This is a genomic window from Dyella sp., from assembly GCF_035486915.1.
GTDB lineage: Bacteria > Pseudomonadota > Gammaproteobacteria > Xanthomonadales > Rhodanobacteraceae > Dyella_B.
Window position 1 is genome coordinate 1 of sequence record NZ_DATHMR010000100.1, and the last position, 15,843, is coordinate 15,843.

Below are 15,843 nucleotides of genomic sequence, written 5' to 3' on the forward strand. Positions count from 1 at the left end.
AGGGTGTCCTGCGCAAGCTGATGATGGAAACCGTCGACGGTGAATACCAGGCGTGCAAAGCCTTCGGCGGCGCATACACGCGCGAGCATTTCTTCGGTAAGTACCCGGAGACGCGCGAGATGGTTACCAATCTGAGCGACGACGACATCTGGCGTTTGAACCGTGGCGGTCACGATCCGCACAAGGTCTATGCGGCCTACCACCAGGCGGTGAACACCAAGGGTATGCCCACCGTGATCCTCGCCAAGACGGTGAAGGGTTACGGCATGGGCGCCGCCGGCGAATCGCAGAACCCGACGCACCAGCAGAAAAAGCTGGACGACGAAGCCGTGCGCCACTTCCGCGACCGCTTCAACATTCCGGTCGCGGACGACAAGCTCAAGGACGTGCCGTACTACCACCCCGGCAAGGATTCGGCCGAAGTGCAGTACATGCTGGAACGCCGCAAGGAACTCGGCGGTTTCCTGCCGCAGCGTCGCCGTCATACCGACGTCAAGCTCAAGGCACCGGATCTGGCCGGGTTCGAACAGATCACCAAGGGTACCGGCGATCGCGAAATCTCCACCACCATGGCACTCGTGCGCGGCATGAATCTGTTGCTGCGTGACAAGGCCATCGGTCCGCGCGTGGTGCCGATCGTCGCTGACGAAGCGCGCACCTTCGGCATGGAGGGCATGTTCCGCCAGATCGGTATCTACGCACCGTTCGGCCAGAAATACCGCCCGCAGGATGCGGACCAGTTGCTGTACTACCGCGAAGACCAGAAGGGTCAGGTATTGCAGGAAGGCATTTCCGAAGCCGGTGGCATGGCGGCATGGATGGCAGCGGCGACCAGCTACAGCATCAGCAACACACCGATGCTGCCGTTCTTCATCTACTACTCGATGTTCGGTTTCCAGCGCATCGGCGATCTCGCTTGGGCCGCGGGCGACATGCGTTCGCGCGGCTTCCTGATCGGCGGTACGGCGGGTCGTACCACATTGAACGGTGAAGGCCTGCAGCACGAAGACGGTCACTCGCATCTGCTCGCCGGTTCGATCCCGAACGTGCGCGCATACGACCCGACCTTCTCCTACGAAGTAGCCGTGATCCTGCAAGACGGCACGCGCCGCATGCTCGAAGACCAGGAGGATGTGTACTACTACCTCACGGTCATGAACGAAAACTACGCCCACCCCGACCTGCCGCAAGGTGTGGAAGAGGGCATCGTCAAGGGCATGTATCTGTTCAAGGACGGCGGTAAGGCGAAGAAGGGCGAAACGCGCGTGCAGCTGCTGGGCTCCGGCACCATTCTGCGCGAAGTGATCGCGGCGGCCGAATTGCTTGAGAAAGATTTCGGTGTCAGCGCAGACATCTGGTCCGTGCCTAGCTTCAGCGAATTGCGTCGTGACGGTTTCGATGCCGAACGCTGGAACCGCCTGCATCCGGAAGCCGAACAGCGTGTGCCGTACGTCAGCGGCCTGCTGCAAGGTCATCAGGGTCCGGCGATTGCCGCAACGGACTACGTGCGCGAATACGCCGACCAGATCCGCGCTTTCATGCCCGATGGCATGCGTTACACGGTGCTCGGCACCGATGGCTTTGGCCGTTCGGATACACGCGAGCACCTGCGCAACTTCTTCGAAGTGGATCGCTACTGGATCGCGCACGCCGCACTCGCCGCATTGGCGAAGGACGGCAAGGTCAATGCCAAGGATGTGGCACGTGCCATCCGCGAGTACAAACTCGATCCGGACAAGCCGAACCCGCAGTCGGTTTGATGTCGCAAAAAAAAGAACCCGCCAATCGGCGGGTTTTTTTATAGCGGTTAGCTATTTACGGCGAGATCAATCGTCATCATCGCTGCGAAATGCGCGGCGCAGCAGAAGGAATGCGCCAATGGTGCCCGCTACGATCGCGGCGGTGGCGACCGGATGACGATTCACATGACGGCGCAGGCGACGGTATTGATAGTTCGCCTCGTCTGCAAAATCCTCGGCCGCCTGAGAAACACGCTTGGTCGCATCGCGGCGGTTGAATTTGCTCACGGCGCGTTTACCGCGTGTCAGCAGACCATCAGCCGTGTCGGAGACACCATTGGAATAGTGCCGTACGCGGTCGCTGAGGTCGTCCAGTCGTCGTTCGATATCCGTTTGCCTGCTCATGGGAATGCTCCACCGCTGTCCAGAGGTACGACGTTGCCAGTGCGTGCGTGAGCGGGGCGTTAACCGGTGTCTGTCGCGTTCAGCTACCCAACAGGGTGTAGTCGCCGCCGCGTTCCAGCGCATGCTGATAGGCAGGCCGCGCGTGAATTCGCGTCAAAAATGCCTGCAAATGAGAGTGGTGACTATCCAGGCCGCCGCGTGCCGCCGCCGCCTCCAGCGGGAAACTCATCACGATATCCGCCACGCTGAAGTCACCGCCGCCGAACCATTCGGTTTTCGTCAGCTCACCCTCCAGATACGACAGATGCAGGGCGATCTGAGGGTCGACGAACCCTCGTTGCACCTTCGCTGCGATGCCTTTGGCCACAGGCCGTACAAAGAACGGTGCCGGCGCTGTTTCAACGTGACGAAATACCAGCTTCAGCAGCAGCGGCGGCATGGCTGATCCTTCCGCATAGTGCAGCCAGTAATTGCAGCGTAATCTCTCCCGCGTGCCGGGCGAGGGAATAAACCGGCCTGCACCGTATCGGTCGGCGAGGTATTCGATGATGGCCCCCGATTCGGCCAGCGTGAGATCGCCATCGGTAATCACCGGCGATTTGCCTAATGGATGCACGGCGCGCAATTCCGGCGGCGCAAGCATGGTCTTGGGGTCGCGTTGATAGCGCTTGATCTCGTACGGCAGATTCAACTCTTCAAGCAGCCACAAAATGCGCTGCGAGCGTGAGTTGTTGAGATGGTGAACGATGATCAATGCGTAATCCTCTCACGGGAAAATCAGGCGGCAGGGCTGCGACCTGCGAATCGACATTGCGTTATCGCCACTATCGATCTAGATCGTTTGCGAGCTTGCTTCGTCCGGCACTGGGTCTGGTGGTATATGCAGTCGCTGCCGTCGCCGCAGCGTGGGGAACATCATCATCCACAAACCGACAACCACCAATGTTCCGATGCCACCGACCACGGCCGAACCGACTGCGCCCAGCCACGCCGCCACCATGCCCGACTCGAACTCGCCGAGCTGGTTGGATGTATTGATGAAGATCGCGTTCACTGCGCTGACGCGGCCACGCATGGTGTCGGGTGTGTCCAATTGCACAAGCGAGCCGCGGATCACCATGCTGACCATGTCAAACGCGCCCAGCGCGAAGAGCGCGAGCAGCGATAACCAGATCACTTTCGACAACGCAAACACGAGTGTCGCCACGCCAAAACCTGCAACGCAGGCAAACATGGTCATACCCACGCGACGCTCCATGCTGTGACGCGCAAGCCAGAACGACATCAACAGCGCGCCGACCGCAGGCGCGGCACGCAGCAAACCCAAGCCCCAGGGGCCGGTATGCAGCACGTCTTTCGCAAAGATCGGCAACAGCGCCGTCGCACCACCCAGCAACACGGCAAAAAGATCCAGCGAAATCACGCCGAGTACATCTTTGCGTTCGCGGATGAAATGCACACCCGCGAATAAGGTTTTCAGCGTAGCCGGCTCGCGCTTCGGCGGCGCCTGTTCATAGTGCAACTGAGCAACCATGGTGGCTGCAATCAGATACAACACCGCAGACACCGAATACACGATGCCAGGTCCTGCCACGTAGAGAAAACCGCCGAGCGCCGGGCCCATGATCATCGCTGCCTGCATCGCCGAACCATTCACGGCCATGGCGCGCGGCAATAGTGACGGCGGAACCAGTGCGGGCACCATCGATTGCATTGAGGGCGATTCGAACGCCTTCGCCGTACTGATGGTGAAGATCAGCAACAGAATGCCCACTTCATTGATCGCGTGCAGCAAGGTCAACGTGGCGAGCAGCACGATGGCCATCCATTCCACGATCTGGCCGATCAGCACAATGCGTCGGCGATCGAACTGATCGGCAAGATGCCCTGCTGGCAACGCCAGCAACACCGACGGGAAAAATTGCACCAGACCAATCAGGCCGAGATCGAACGCCCGACCCGTCATGGCGTAGATCTGCCAGCCAACTGCCACCGAAAGCATCTGAAAGCCGAAACTGGACGCGGTACGCGCACACCAGAACGCGACGTAGGCGCGATGTTGAAAAAGTGAATCCGCCGAACCTGGCGTGGGAAAAGAGGACATGTTCAATCCTTGGCGTGACGCCGCATTATGCCGTTTGGGCAGCGTGGCGGTTGAATGGGGCTGTGTAGAATCCGGATATGGGAATAAAGCGCCGCTTCACGTACGAAAGTTTTCAACGCTGGCGACGGCCATTCGAGCTGGGCTTCTGGCCGGCTTTCGCGGTCGTGAATACCGTGTTCAACGGCGTCATTGCGCAGATGGACCATCGCAGCCTTTCGCCCTGGGCTCCCTGGGTATGGGAGACGAGCAGCTCGATCGTGATCCTGGCTTTATTGCCGGCACTGATAGCGGCGTTGCGACGCTGGCCGATTGGCTGGGAGACCTGGCAACGCAATGTACCACGGCACTTGCTGTGCAGCTTTGTCTTCAGTCTCGTCCATGTCGAAGGCATGGTCTTGTTGCGCAAGCTTGCCTATGTCGTGCAGGGCGACCATTACGATTTCGGGAGCTGGTGGGTTCACTTCGGCTACGAATATCTCAAGGACATCCGCACATATTTCGGAATCATTGCAGGCATCAGCGTTTATCGTTTCTGGGTGATGCGCCTGCAGGGCGAAGCGCGTTTGCTTGACGAGCCGGACGTCGGACCTCCCGTGGAACCTGTAGAGCAACCCGAACGTTTTCTGGTGCGTAAGCTCGGCAAGGAATTTCTGTTGGCGGCACGCGAAATTGAATGGCTGCAGGCATCGGGCAATTACGTGAACCTGCATGTGCGCGGGCGCGACTATCCCCTGCGCGCCACCATGGCCGGTATCGAAACGCGGCTCGATGCACAGCATTTTGTGCGCGTGCATCGCAGCTATGTCGTCAATCTGGATTTTCTGGTGGAAATCGAACCGCTGGAGACGGGCGATGCAAGGTTACTGATGCGCGACGGCATCAAGATCCCATGCAGCCGGCGTTACCGTGCCGCATTGCGCGAGCGCTTCGGACAAACCGCTACCGCATGACATCAGCCGGACGGCTTGCGCCGTACCGTGGGTCGTTTCAAGCTAGAGGCCTTTCCTTTGCCGGTATGTCGTCGATGATTCGCTCGCCTTTCCGCCGTTCCGTCACCCTCCTCGCCGCGTGCGGTTTGCTTTCGCTTGCAGCGTGCTCGCAACAGGATCAGGGCAGCTCGCAGCCAACCTCGAGTGCCAGTGCGCCAGATGCGCAGGCATCGTCACAAAACTCGCAGGTGAATGACGAGCTGCAGAGCTATCGCAAGATGCTGCAGTTGAAGAACGACGAGATGGCTTCGCAGGTAGGCGAGGACATCGTCAAACGCTTCCCCAATACCGATGCCGCCAAGGAAGTGCAGCAGACGTTGCCGGACGTCGAGCAGCGCTGGAAAGACGTCGCCGAAAAGCGCCGCCTCGCTGCGCTATGGACGTACCAGGTCGGACCGATGGAAGGCGGCACGCAGTCCACCGCAAGCCTCTTCACGACCTTCCCCTCTGGCGATAACCAGGTGCGTCTGGTCTTGCGCCGTCACACGAAGTGGGGCCAGAGCGTCTTCATGTTCGGCCCTGGCCATGGTTTTGTGTGCAAGGGCAATTGCACGATCCAGGCGGATTTCGACGGCAAGCCGCACCCACTGCGTGCCTTCCTGCCCACCACCGGCGAGCCGGCCATCTTCATCCGCGACGACAAGGGGTTCATCGATGCGATGGAGAAGACCAAGCGCATCACCATGAACGTCGAATTGCAGGACGGCGGCAAGCAGAAGCTGGTGTTCGAGGTGGGCGGTTACGATCCGAGCAAGTGGAGCGAAGTGGGTAAGAAGTAGCGTTGTGCACTGGTCGCGCCCTGGCGCGTTTGACTGCTTATCCGATCACGGAGAGAGTGCCATGTCGAAGATGCAAGTCTTATCCGCACTATTCATGGGGATGTTGCTGGCGGCGTGTGCAAGTCAGCCTTACGACCACCGTTTGCAGCAACGCCAGCAGGCATACAACGCTGCCGCTGGCGCGCCTGTTCGCAGTTTTCGCCTGGTATTCGGATCGCAGATTTATTCCTGGGAGTCGCTCAGCGACACCCAACTGGTGGTCTACACGCTATCCAATCGCGCCTACCTGCTGGATGTATGGCCCTGCAGCAACCTCACCGTTACCACCTCGATTGGTTTGACCAGTTTCGCCGGTACGGTGCAGACCGGCTTCGACAAGGTGCTGACGCGGCGTCCCTACATTCCGTGCGTGATCAAGCAGATTCGTCCGGTCGATCTGGCGCAATTCAAGCTGGACAGGGAAGCCCAGCGGCATGTCGACAATATGCCGCGTGACAACGGCAATGCGCCGGCACCGGCGTCCAGCAGCGGTTGAGCAGTGGGCGAGCCGGATATCTATTGTCCGCATTGCACCTGGCGTCCCCTGGGCGCCAGCCGTTGGATTTGCACGCAGCACATGGGCGGTTGCGGCACCTGCTGGAATACGTTCTGGACGGGCGGTGTGTGCCCCGGTTGCGGCTATTGCTGGGAAATCACGGCCTGTCTGGCGTGCAAGCGGTTTTCGCTGCACAAGGACTGGTATCACTGGCCTGAATCGGAAACCCAACAGCACGAGCGCGCTCGTGAAACCGGGCAACCTGTGTAGGGTCTGACGGTTAAAACCGGTATGAACCCCTTATGGGCCGGCTGTGCACTCCCGCGGCGCACATGCGTTATGTCGTGGCAGATGACCCGGAGTTTGTGCCATGTTGAAGATGAAAGTAATCGGTGCGGTTGTCCTTGGGGCACTCCTCGCCGCCTGTTCCACCGTGCCTTCCGCACAGCGGATGCAGGCACGGCAGGCGGCCTTTAACGGGGCGGCTGGCGCCCCCGTAGCCAGTTTCCGTTACCTGGGGCCGATGTGGTCGTGGGAGCCGCTTTCCGATTCTCAGCTGGTGGTCTACACGAACGCGAGGACTGCCTATCTGCTGGATGTGTGGGGCTGTCCCAATCTCGAGTGGACCCAGGCCATTGGCCTGACGTCGAGCATCCACGAAGTGTCGTCCAACCTCGATAAGGTCTTGACGGGTGGGCCATATGCGCCGTGCCCGATCGTGAAGATTCGGCCGATCAATCTGGTGCAGCTGAAGATCGAACAGGCCTCGCATCGCGAAGTGGACGATCAGCCGCGTGACGCCGGTGGCATCACGTCGCCCGCAAGTGGCTCACCGCCTCCGGCGGGTGGCTGATATCGGTCCGGATGTAACGATGCGCCACACATGCGCACAACGTGTGTGGCGTTGCATCAGTTCAAAAACAATCGTTCGCTGATTCGTGCTAGCGGTTTTTCAAGCGACTGTTGCAAGCGTGGCGGCAAGCTCAGTGGTTTGAGCAGCATCTTCACCGTCATTTCCGCAGGAATGTGCCGGCGCAGAAGCGCCTGCGCAGGACCGGCGACTTTCTGGAATTCCGCCTTGTTGTCCTTGTGGTGCGGGTAGCACTGGTTGAAGACGTGGCGCAGGGCAATGTCGCTGTCTTCGTTTCGAATCTCGTTCACGCGCCGCAGGACGGCGCGGAAAATTTTGTAACGTCCGAGGCGTTCCTGTTCGCGATAGCGCAGGAAGGCTTGGTAGAAGTGCTTGTAATGCCGCACTTCATCGCTCTTGATGTTGTTGGTGAGTTGCTTGAGAACGGGCTCGTCGACGATGTCGTTCAAGGCGCGATAGAGGCTGGCGGTGCCGGTTTCCACCACGCAGCGTGCGGCAAGCTCCAGTCCTCGGGAGGGTTCGAGCTGTTCGTTCGTGCACAAAGCACCGTAGTCGTTCCAGAAAGCCTGAAAGCCGGCATTCCAGTCAAACTCCGGCCAGACATGACGCACATAGCCAGCCAGCGCCCGGCCATGTTGCATCTCTTCATGCTCCCAGTGGTCGCGCAGCCAGGACTGCAGCTCCAGGTCGCCGTCGAAGTGTTCGATCAGGTTATGCGTGTAAAGGTCCGAGCCGCTTTCCACGAAGGATGCGCCGCAAAGCAGCAAGAAGAGATCTTCGTTGTGCCGGACACGAGCTACGTCGATGTCGGCGAAGTTCAGGCTTTCCAGAGTCCATGGCAGGGCAGAGGAGCTGTAGTCCACGCGGTGTTTCCTGTGCAAAAAGGCGACACGATCCATGACAGATCGGGGACAACAGCATAAGTGGTGAACGCTGCGGCGGATTAATGCCAGCCCACCCGGTGCAGCGCAAGGTCTTTCCGAGCCTGTCTGGCATCAGGCTCTTAGCGGACGACCGTCACCGGCACATGGGCCCCGGCCAGCACATCGTCGGAGACCGATCCCAGCAGCCATCGGCCCAGGGTGCCGCGTCCGGTATGGCCGATCACGATGTGGTCGATGGGATAGCTGCGTACCTGGGTCAGCAGCACATCACCGGGGCTGCCGTGGGTAATCTCCAGATCGACGAGTTTGTCGGCGTCTTCGTCGATACCGCGCAGTTCCTGCATCAGTTCGTTGGTTCTCTGGGTGGCCGAATCGGTCATCATCAGACAGCAGGCATCGGCCCCACCCTGGGTGACCTGCAATACCGATACCACCCGCACCCGGCCCCCCCCTGCACGTGCCAGGTCGATAGCGAAGCGAAAGGCACGCTGCGAGGAATCCGAACTGTCATAGCCGACCAGCGAATACTTGAGCATGTGGGCTCCTTGGAAGGGAGGCGCTCGCCTGATGATCAGTGTGCGCGGCCTCCTGTTAGTTAAGCATCAATGGCCGGGAAAGCGACAGCTATCGACCTCACGGTGCCATCACAAGAACTTGCTGATGCTGAACGGCCCTAGGCGCCCTTGCCACTTTGTTCAGATTCCAAATCGGACACTTCCGCAACGGCATTGACGTCCGTAAACGCAACGTAAGGAGACCCATCCATGAGCAAGCGTACTCTTGGTTTTACCGCCGCCCTGGCGCTTTGTGCTGGCGGAGTGTTTAGCCTTCCCATGACGGCGGCCCACGCAGCGACAGCACCCATCAAATGCCATCTGGTGTACAGCATGGCTGGCTGGTCGGCGATTTATCAGCATGCAACCGGTAGTGGCCATGTCACCTGTGACAACGGTCAGCGAGCTGCAGTCACCATCAGCCTGCATGGCGGTGGTTTGACGGCAGGTAAGTTCCGCGTCAGCGGACGCGGCGATATCAGCAATGTATATGGCATCAAGGATGTGTTCGGCGACTACGCCCAGGCGGGTGCCTCAGCGGGTGTGGGTTCGAGCGGCACCGCACAGGTGTTGACCAAAGGCACGGTGTCCATTGCGCTGTCGGGCACCGGCGAAGGTATCAACCTCGGCGTGGCTGTCGACGGTTTCAGTATCAAGCCGGTTCAATAAGACGCTTGGCAATCATGTTCGACGAAAGGCGCCGCAAGGCGCCTTTCGCTTTTCTGGGGCAGCGTATACTCGTCCCGCTTCTTTTCCGGAGTTATGTCCATGCGCCGTTTTTCGATCGTGCTTGCGCTGACTTGCCTGCTGGGTTTTCTGGCCATTCCGGTGTCGGCGGCGGTGAAGCTGGGCAACCCGCAAGTCGGTCAGGTCGCACCGGCTTTTCATCTGCAGGATCAAAACGGCCATTGGCATTCGCCTGCTGACTACAAGGGTCAGTGGCTGGTGCTGTACTTCTATCCGAAGGATTTCACGCCGGGCTGCACCACCGAAGTGTGCACGTTCCGCGACAACGTCGCCAAGCTGCGCCAGCAGGGTGCCGTCGTGGTAGGCGTGAGTCTGGATGATGTCAAATCGCATGAGGAATTTGCGGCCAAATACCATGTGCCGTTTCCGTTGCTTTCCGATGCCAATCGGCAGGTCGCGGTCAGTTACGGTGTGCTCACTTCTGCGCTCGGCATCCATTTCGCAAAACGCACCACGTTCCTGATCGATCCGAGCGGCAAGATCGTCAAGATTTACCGCGACGTGGATCCCGAGAAAAATTCCGCCGAAGTACTTACGGATATCGCTGCCATGAAAAAGGCGACCCACTGATGCTGATTTCCCGTTCTGATCTGGGCCACAGGAAAAAGACAGGATTTGCATGGTGGCGGATGATCGTGTGGATGCTGCTGTTGGTGGCGGGTTTTGGCTGCGTGCAATACGTCCGGCATGTACAACAGTTGTGGGGGGTGTTGCAGACGCTTCCTGCCGGCGATAGCGATATCGACCAAGTGCGCGTCATGCTGGCGTGGGATGCGGGATACTTTGTCGTCGCGTTTGCGGTGATCGTTGTCAGCGCAGGTTGCATCTTGCGACAGGCATGGGCGCGGCCGGCATTGCGTGTGCTATCGCTGGCGTTGGCCGTGTGGGCTGCGTATCGCGCCGTAGTGGCGTGGTATCAGTGGCATATGCTTACGGTCATTGGTCCGGCGCTCCTGGCGATGGGGCGCTCCACGCCCGGGCAGCTCGCAGAAACGCAGCATATGCAAAATCTGTTGTTGATCAGTGCAGGTGTCGGCGCCGCCGCCGTGGTGGTGCTTCTGTGGCTCGCCTGGCAGCTTGGCCAGCCGGCGGTGCGCCTGCAATTTCGTGCACGGTCATTCTGATCAGGGCGATTCAGCGGCAGTTCCCGAGCAAGGCTTTATCGATGTCGGCGAGTGCCTATCCTGGCTGATATTCGGGTCTTCCCATGCGTTCCCAAATCTTGCTTGCCACCTGCATGCTCCTGGTCATCTGCGGCAGCCTGCACGCGCAGGATCTGGCGAAGGTCTGTCACGCGACCAGCAGTTACGATCTGACGATAGAACAGGATCGCCTGGTGTTCGATCGCGATGCACCCGCGCCTACGCGCGTCGTGCTGGGTGCGGGCACCTTGCAGACCGATGGTCAGCCCGTTGCGCTGAATGATGAAGATCAGGATCGCATCAATCTGTTCCAGCGCGACGTGCGTGCGCTGATGCCGCGCGTGAAAAGCGTGGCACAGCATGGTGTGGCGATCACCATGCAAACCATCCACGATGAATCGGGGAGCCTCAATCTGGATCCGGACACGCGTGCCGAGCTCGATCAGCGCCTTGCCGCCCATGCCACCGACCTGCGCCAACGCATCGCCGACAGCCATAGCACGCACGACTGGCATGGCGATGCCGCCGACAATTACGCCAATCAGATCCTGAGCGATATCACGCCGCTGCTCGCTTCTTCGCTGGGGCAACAGGCCTTGAATGCGGCGATGACGGGCGATTTGCAGCAGGCGGGCACTCTTCGCGATCAGGCCAGCAACGTCGCCACGAATTTCCAGCCTCGATTGGAAGGGCGCCTACAGGCCCTCCGGCCGGAGATTCAAGCGCTGTGCCCGGATATTCAGCGTCTTTCGCAGCTGCAGGAAGGTCTGCGGGCCAGCAACGGGCGGCCCCTGAACCTCGTCCAGGTCGGTCAATGAAACGCCAGCTGAGCGGCCGATTAGCAGCATAGGCAGGTTAATCCGCGGGTAAGTGCCTGTACGGCAACATGCGGTCATCGTTAGCAGAGCCGCAGCAGGAGGCGACCGCCGTGTCGCTCGATTCCCAACATCTGTGCAATGCGTTGATCCGCCGCAGCATCGAGCTGCGCGCGCTGTATCGTCACGCCGGTGCGCAAGTGAGTGAGCCGGGACTGCGAACAGTGCTCAATGAAGAAGCGCAGTCGCTCACCGAGGTGATCAACGCCTTGCAGATGCAATTGCGCAACCACGCCATCGAGCCTGCCACGCGCAGCCGCATCGTCGAGCGTGCGCGTCAACGATTGGACGCGTTGCTTTTGCGTAGCATGCCGCGCAGCGACGACGCCTGGATTCGCCTGCTCGCACGCCATGAAGAAAACCTGCTGCTTGCGTTCGAGCGCGTGTTGAACCGCATCGAGCCCGGCGAGATGACCGCGACCTTGCATCGCCAGCTTCCGCGCCTGCAATCGATCCATCTGGACATGCACAGCCTCGCCAAGGCCGTAGGGCACTGACGCGTGGCGAGCCCGCCGCCCGAAGCGCTTTCGGTGCTGGCGTTCTGGTTCGATCCTGCCCACACGGACAAATGGTTCCATAGCGATCCTGCGTTCGATGCACAGATTCGCGAACAATTCGGTTATCGGGTCGACGCGGCCGCAGCGGGTCATTTGAATCACTGGGCAGCAACGCCATCCGGCTGGCTGGCGTTGTTGATTGTTCTGGATCAATTTCCGCGCAACATCTATCGCAACCGTCCGCGCGCGTGGAGGCAGGATCTTCTCGCGCAGCAGGTTGTTGTGTCCGGTCTTGATGAAGGTTTCGACCGACAGTTGCCGCCCATCCAGCGCGTGTTCGCTTACATGCCGCTGCAACATGCTGAAGATATTGGGTTGCAGCACCGTTGTGTCCAATTGTTCGAGGACTTGTGCGATAGCGTTGCGGCAAATGAGCGCGATCGCTACACGGACTTTCTCGACTATGCTCGCCGCCACGCGTCGGTAGTCGCGCGTTTCGGTCGCTTTCCGCATCGAAACGCGGTGCTCGGCCGGGTGACAACGCCAGAAGAAACGGCGTACCTCGCCGAGCCAGGTTCCGGCTTTTCCTGATACACAACGAACGGCCAAGGAAGTTGGCCTGATTTCAAGACAAGGAGCACGTCATGCGCCGTTATTTCGCGATCGCTTTGCTTTTCTTCGGGTGCAATGGTTACGCGATGGAGAGCATCCGCGTGGGCAGCCAATTGATCGTCGTTGGCGATAGCTCTGCCAAAGTGAAAGAAATGCTGGGTAACCCTAGCTCTCGCTCGAAAAGCGCCGGCAAGAGCACTGGCTCAAAGAAAGGATCGGGTCACAGCAAGGGTGGTGTGAAGGTTCAATCCAATGACAAGACCAAGGGCGAGAAGTGGCTTTACCGTCGCAATGGCCACACCATCACCTTCATCATGGCCGACGGCAAAGTCACGCACATCGACGATGTGGCGCGCTGATCGCGATCAGCGCAGCTCGCGCAGTTCTTCCAGCAACGCGCGGCCGCTCCAGGGGTCGTATGACTTCTCTGCCTCGCGAATCAGCGCGACGATCCGCGCGTTGCCCCGCGCAGGAAGCCCCCTCGACGCGGCCAGGGCGACAATTTCGCCATTTATGTAATCGATCTCCGTCCGTCGCCCGGCCTGCAAGTCTTGCCACATGGACGATCGGGCCAGCGGATCGATGGCGAGCATGCGCGAAGCGACGCGGCTGAACAGCAGATCAGGCAGCGACAACACGTTCGGCACCCAGCGTGCGGGCACCGTGGTCAGTTGCGCCGGGCGAATGCCCGCCGCATCCAGCACACGCAAGCCCTCGCGTTGCAGCAACGCTAGACAACGCCGCCATACGTGCCGCGACAATTCTTCGCGCAACGGCAGACCGCTCAGTGCGTTCAATGGATTGTTGAGATTGAGCAACAGCTTCGCCCACAACACGGCTTGCATATCGTCGTACTGCTCCAGGGGAATGCCCGCGGCAGCAAATGCCGGAAGAAAGGGGTTCAGCACGGAAGAACGTTCCACTTTCAACTCACCGGACGAGCCCTGATGGAAATGTCCGGCATCAGGTTGCGTAACATTGAAGGGCACTACGCCCGACAGAACGCCATGTCCCGGCAATGAAGCGCGCAGCTCGGCCGCATTGCGAATGCCATTCTGAAAGCTGATGACCGGAACGCCGGACGCAAGCACGTCGGACAGCTCATGCGCCACATCCATGGTCGCGGCGGATTTCACAGTGACCAGCACAAGATCCGCATCGCGTACCGCGTCGGGGTGCGTTTGGATATCAAGTGCATCCGGAAGAATGCGCTTGTCGTGTCCGTGTAAATCGCTGATGCGCAGTCCGTGCTCTTTCAGCGTGGCTGCGACATGCGCACGCGCGATGAAGCGCACATGCGCATGATCGTGCAATCGACCGCCCAAATAGTTACCGATCATCCCGGCGCCATAGATGGCGATGCGAGGACGAGCCTTCATGCGATGGCTGCTGCCGCCGCGCGTCCGGCGACGCGTCCTGAAAAAAGACAGCCGCCCAGGAAGCTGCCTTCCAGCGCGCGGTAACCATGTAATCCGCCACCACCGAAACCGGCGGCTTCACCGGCGGCGTATAGACCGTGCAACGGTTGGCCATCGTGCCCCAGCACGCGTGCTTGCAGATCCGTTTCAAGACCGCCCAGCGTTTTGCGCGTGAGAATGTTCAGGCGCACCGCGATGAGCGGGCCATTGGCCGGATCGAGCATGCGATGCGGTTTTGCCACACGTACAAGCCGATCGCCGCGATAGCGGCGCGCATTGTGGATGGCCATCACCTGACTGTCTTTCGTAAACGGATTGTCGAACTCGCGATCGCGCGCCTCGATCTCTTCACGCAGCTTCGTCACATCGAGCAACGCATTGCCAGCCAGCGCATTCATACCGGCGACAAGATCGTCCAGATTGTCCCGCACAATGAAATCGCGGCCGTGGCTCTTGAAGGCTTCCACCGGAGCGGGCGCGCCTTTGCCGATGGCGCGTTTGGCGACTTGCCGCCAGCTCTTGCCGGTGAGGTCGGGATTCTGCTCGGAGCCGGAAAGCGCAAATTCGCGACGGATAATCTGCTGATCCAGCACAAACCAGCTGTAGTCGTAACCGGTGCGACGCAAATGCTCCAACGTACCCATGGTGTCGAAGCCCGGCCACAGTGGCCCCGGCAAACGTTGCCCATGTGCGTCGAACCACAGCGATGACGGCCCGGGCAGAATGCGGATCGCATGCATCGGCCAGATCGGATTCCAGTTCTCGATACCTTCCACGTAATGCCACATGCGATCGCGATTGATCAGCCTCGCGCCGGCTGTTTCGCTGATGCCAAGCATACGGCCGTCCACATGCGCAGGCACGCCGCACAGCATGTGCGATGGTGGCGGACCAAGGCGCTCCGGCCAATTCTTGCGCACCAGTTCGTGATTGCCGCCGATGCCACCCGACGCGACGATGACCGCCTGCGCGCAAAGTTCGAAATCGCCCACTACATCGCGTGAGCTGGGTTTGCCGCGTTCCATGTTGTCGCTTGCGAGCTTGACGCCACGCACACCTGCAACGCGACCCTTATCGACAATCAGCTCATCGACACGATGCCGGAACGCAAACTGCAACAGTCCTTTCGATTGCGCCTCACGCGCGCGGCGCAGAAACGGTTCCAGCACACCGGGCCCTGTTCCCCATGTCACATGGAAGCGCGGCACCGAATTGCCGTGCCCGATCGCGCCATATCCCCCGCGTTCGGCCCAGCCCACTACGGGAAACCAGCGCATGCCCATGCCATGCAGCCATGCGCGCTTTTCGCCGGCTGCAAAATCGACATATGCCTGGGCCCATTGGCGCGGCCAATGATCTTCAGGGCGGTCGAACGCCGCCGTGCCCATCCAGTCTGAAAGCGCGAGCGCGTGGGAATCGCGCACACCCATCCGGCGCTGCTCGGGCGAATCGACGAAAAACAAGCCGCCGAACGACCAGTGCGCCTGGCCGCCCAGACTTTGTTCCGGCTCCTGATCGACTACGATCACGCGTTTGCCGGCATCGGTGAGCTCTGTGGCGGCCACAAGACCCGCCAGGCCGCCGCCGACCACAATGGCATCAGTGGATTGCATGATTGTGTCGCCCCTGCTTACGTCCCAGTAGTCCAACTTATCGCGCGCTCGTCCGTTTTCCTATGTGCGCTGCGCCATC

At 60.1% G+C, this 15,843-nt stretch carries 19 protein-coding genes; 12 read left to right on the plus strand and 7 right to left on the minus strand.

The annotated features are described in order from the left end of the window. On the plus strand, positions 1 to 1,760 hold a 1,760-nt coding region (gene aceE, locus VK725_RS07695), incomplete at its 5' end, for a pyruvate dehydrogenase (acetyl-transferring), homodimeric type (RefSeq protein WP_325317474.1). A gap of 66 nt (positions 1,761 to 1,826) precedes the next feature. Here aceE and VK725_RS07700 read toward each other — a convergent pair. The 3 genes from VK725_RS07700 to VK725_RS07710 all read right to left on the minus strand — a co-directional run bounded on the left by VK725_RS07700 (position 1,827) and on the right by VK725_RS07710 (position 4,248). After that, on the minus strand, positions 1,827 to 2,144 hold the full coding sequence (locus VK725_RS07700; RefSeq protein WP_325317475.1) for a hypothetical protein: 318 nt from the start codon (positions 2,142 to 2,144) through the stop codon (positions 1,827 to 1,829). 79 nt (positions 2,145 to 2,223) lie between these two features. Next, on the minus strand, positions 2,224 to 2,898 hold the full coding sequence (locus VK725_RS07705) for a glutathione S-transferase (RefSeq protein ID WP_325317476.1): 675 nt from the start codon (positions 2,896 to 2,898) through the stop codon (positions 2,224 to 2,226). 78 nt (positions 2,899 to 2,976) lie between these two features. Next, positions 2,977 to 4,248, minus strand: coding sequence for an MFS transporter (locus VK725_RS07710; protein WP_325317477.1), 1,272 nt, complete (start codon positions 4,246 to 4,248; stop codon positions 2,977 to 2,979). A gap of 77 nt (positions 4,249 to 4,325) precedes the next feature. Between VK725_RS07710 and VK725_RS07715 the strand changes: the two genes are divergently transcribed. The 4 genes from VK725_RS07715 to VK725_RS07730 all read left to right on the plus strand — a co-directional run bounded on the left by VK725_RS07715 (position 4,326) and on the right by VK725_RS07730 (position 7,404). After that, positions 4,326 to 5,198 carry a LytTR family DNA-binding domain-containing protein gene (locus tag VK725_RS07715; RefSeq protein WP_325317478.1) on the plus strand — a complete coding sequence of 291 codons (873 nt, stop codon included), beginning with the start codon at positions 4,326 to 4,328 and terminating at the stop codon, positions 5,196 to 5,198. A gap of 74 nt (positions 5,199 to 5,272) precedes the next feature. Further along, positions 5,273 to 6,016 (plus strand): hypothetical protein, encoded by a 744-nt coding sequence (locus VK725_RS07720; RefSeq protein ID WP_325317479.1) that lies wholly within the window; start codon positions 5,273 to 5,275, stop codon positions 6,014 to 6,016. Positions 6,017 to 6,077: 61 nt separating this feature from the next. Beyond that, positions 6,078 to 6,551 carry a DUF6491 family protein gene (locus VK725_RS07725; RefSeq protein WP_325317480.1) on the plus strand — a complete coding sequence of 158 codons (474 nt, stop codon included), beginning with the start codon at positions 6,078 to 6,080 and terminating at the stop codon, positions 6,549 to 6,551. Positions 6,552 to 6,921: 370 nt separating this feature from the next. Further along, positions 6,922 to 7,404, plus strand: a complete 483-nt coding sequence (locus VK725_RS07730; RefSeq protein ID WP_325317481.1) for a DUF6491 family protein — start codon at positions 6,922 to 6,924, stop codon at positions 7,402 to 7,404. Between the two features lie 56 nt (positions 7,405 to 7,460). Here the strand turns inward: VK725_RS07730 and VK725_RS07735 are convergent, their stop codons facing one another. Next, positions 7,461 to 8,285 (minus strand): ferritin-like domain-containing protein, encoded by an 825-nt coding sequence (locus VK725_RS07735; RefSeq protein WP_325317482.1) that lies wholly within the window; start codon positions 8,283 to 8,285, stop codon positions 7,461 to 7,463. A 140-nt stretch (positions 8,286 to 8,425) separates the two neighbouring features. Next, positions 8,426 to 8,842 (minus strand): universal stress protein, encoded by a 417-nt coding sequence (locus tag VK725_RS07740; RefSeq protein ID WP_325317483.1) that lies wholly within the window; start codon positions 8,840 to 8,842, stop codon positions 8,426 to 8,428. Positions 8,843 to 9,070: 228 nt separating this feature from the next. Between VK725_RS07740 and VK725_RS07745 the strand changes: the two genes are divergently transcribed. The 7 genes from VK725_RS07745 to VK725_RS07775 all read left to right on the plus strand — a co-directional run bounded on the left by VK725_RS07745 (position 9,071) and on the right by VK725_RS07775 (position 13,092). Beyond that, entirely contained in the window at positions 9,071 to 9,529 is a 459-nt protein-coding gene (locus VK725_RS07745; protein WP_325317484.1) for a hypothetical protein, read from the plus strand. 99 nt (positions 9,530 to 9,628) lie between these two features. Beyond that, entirely contained in the window at positions 9,629 to 10,177 is a 549-nt protein-coding gene (locus VK725_RS07750; RefSeq protein ID WP_325317485.1) for a peroxiredoxin, read from the plus strand. After that, positions 10,177 to 10,731 (plus strand): hypothetical protein, encoded by a 555-nt coding sequence (locus tag VK725_RS07755; RefSeq protein WP_325317486.1) that lies wholly within the window; start codon positions 10,177 to 10,179, stop codon positions 10,729 to 10,731. Before VK725_RS07750 ends, VK725_RS07755 begins: the two co-directional genes overlap by 1 nt. A gap of 83 nt (positions 10,732 to 10,814) precedes the next feature. After that, positions 10,815 to 11,567 carry a DUF2884 family protein gene (locus tag VK725_RS07760; protein ID WP_325317487.1) on the plus strand — a complete coding sequence of 251 codons (753 nt, stop codon included), beginning with the start codon at positions 10,815 to 10,817 and terminating at the stop codon, positions 11,565 to 11,567. A 110-nt stretch (positions 11,568 to 11,677) separates the two neighbouring features. Beyond that, the gene (locus VK725_RS07765) at positions 11,678 to 12,121 is read left to right on the plus strand and encodes a hypothetical protein (protein WP_325317488.1); all 444 of its coding nucleotides are present in this window, start codon (positions 11,678 to 11,680) and stop codon (positions 12,119 to 12,121) included. 3 nt (positions 12,122 to 12,124) lie between these two features. Further along, positions 12,125 to 12,712 (plus strand): DUF924 family protein, encoded by a 588-nt coding sequence (locus VK725_RS07770; protein ID WP_325317489.1) that lies wholly within the window; start codon positions 12,125 to 12,127, stop codon positions 12,710 to 12,712. A 53-nt stretch (positions 12,713 to 12,765) separates the two neighbouring features. Beyond that, entirely contained in the window at positions 12,766 to 13,092 is a 327-nt protein-coding gene (locus VK725_RS07775) for a DUF2845 domain-containing protein (protein ID WP_325317490.1), read from the plus strand. A gap of 6 nt (positions 13,093 to 13,098) precedes the next feature. Here VK725_RS07775 and VK725_RS07780 read toward each other — a convergent pair whose 3' ends face one another. Both VK725_RS07780 and VK725_RS07785 read right to left on the minus strand, forming a co-directional pair. Next, positions 13,099 to 14,112 carry a 2-dehydropantoate 2-reductase gene (locus tag VK725_RS07780; RefSeq protein ID WP_325317491.1) on the minus strand — a complete coding sequence of 338 codons (1,014 nt, stop codon included), beginning with the start codon at positions 14,110 to 14,112 and terminating at the stop codon, positions 13,099 to 13,101. Then, positions 14,109 to 15,764: an FAD-binding dehydrogenase gene (locus VK725_RS07785; RefSeq protein WP_325317492.1), complete on the minus strand. Its 1,656-nt coding sequence runs from the start codon at positions 15,762 to 15,764 to the stop codon at positions 14,109 to 14,111. The genes VK725_RS07780 and VK725_RS07785 overlap by 4 nt, the downstream gene beginning before the upstream one ends. Positions 15,765 to 15,843: the final 79 nt, after the last annotated feature.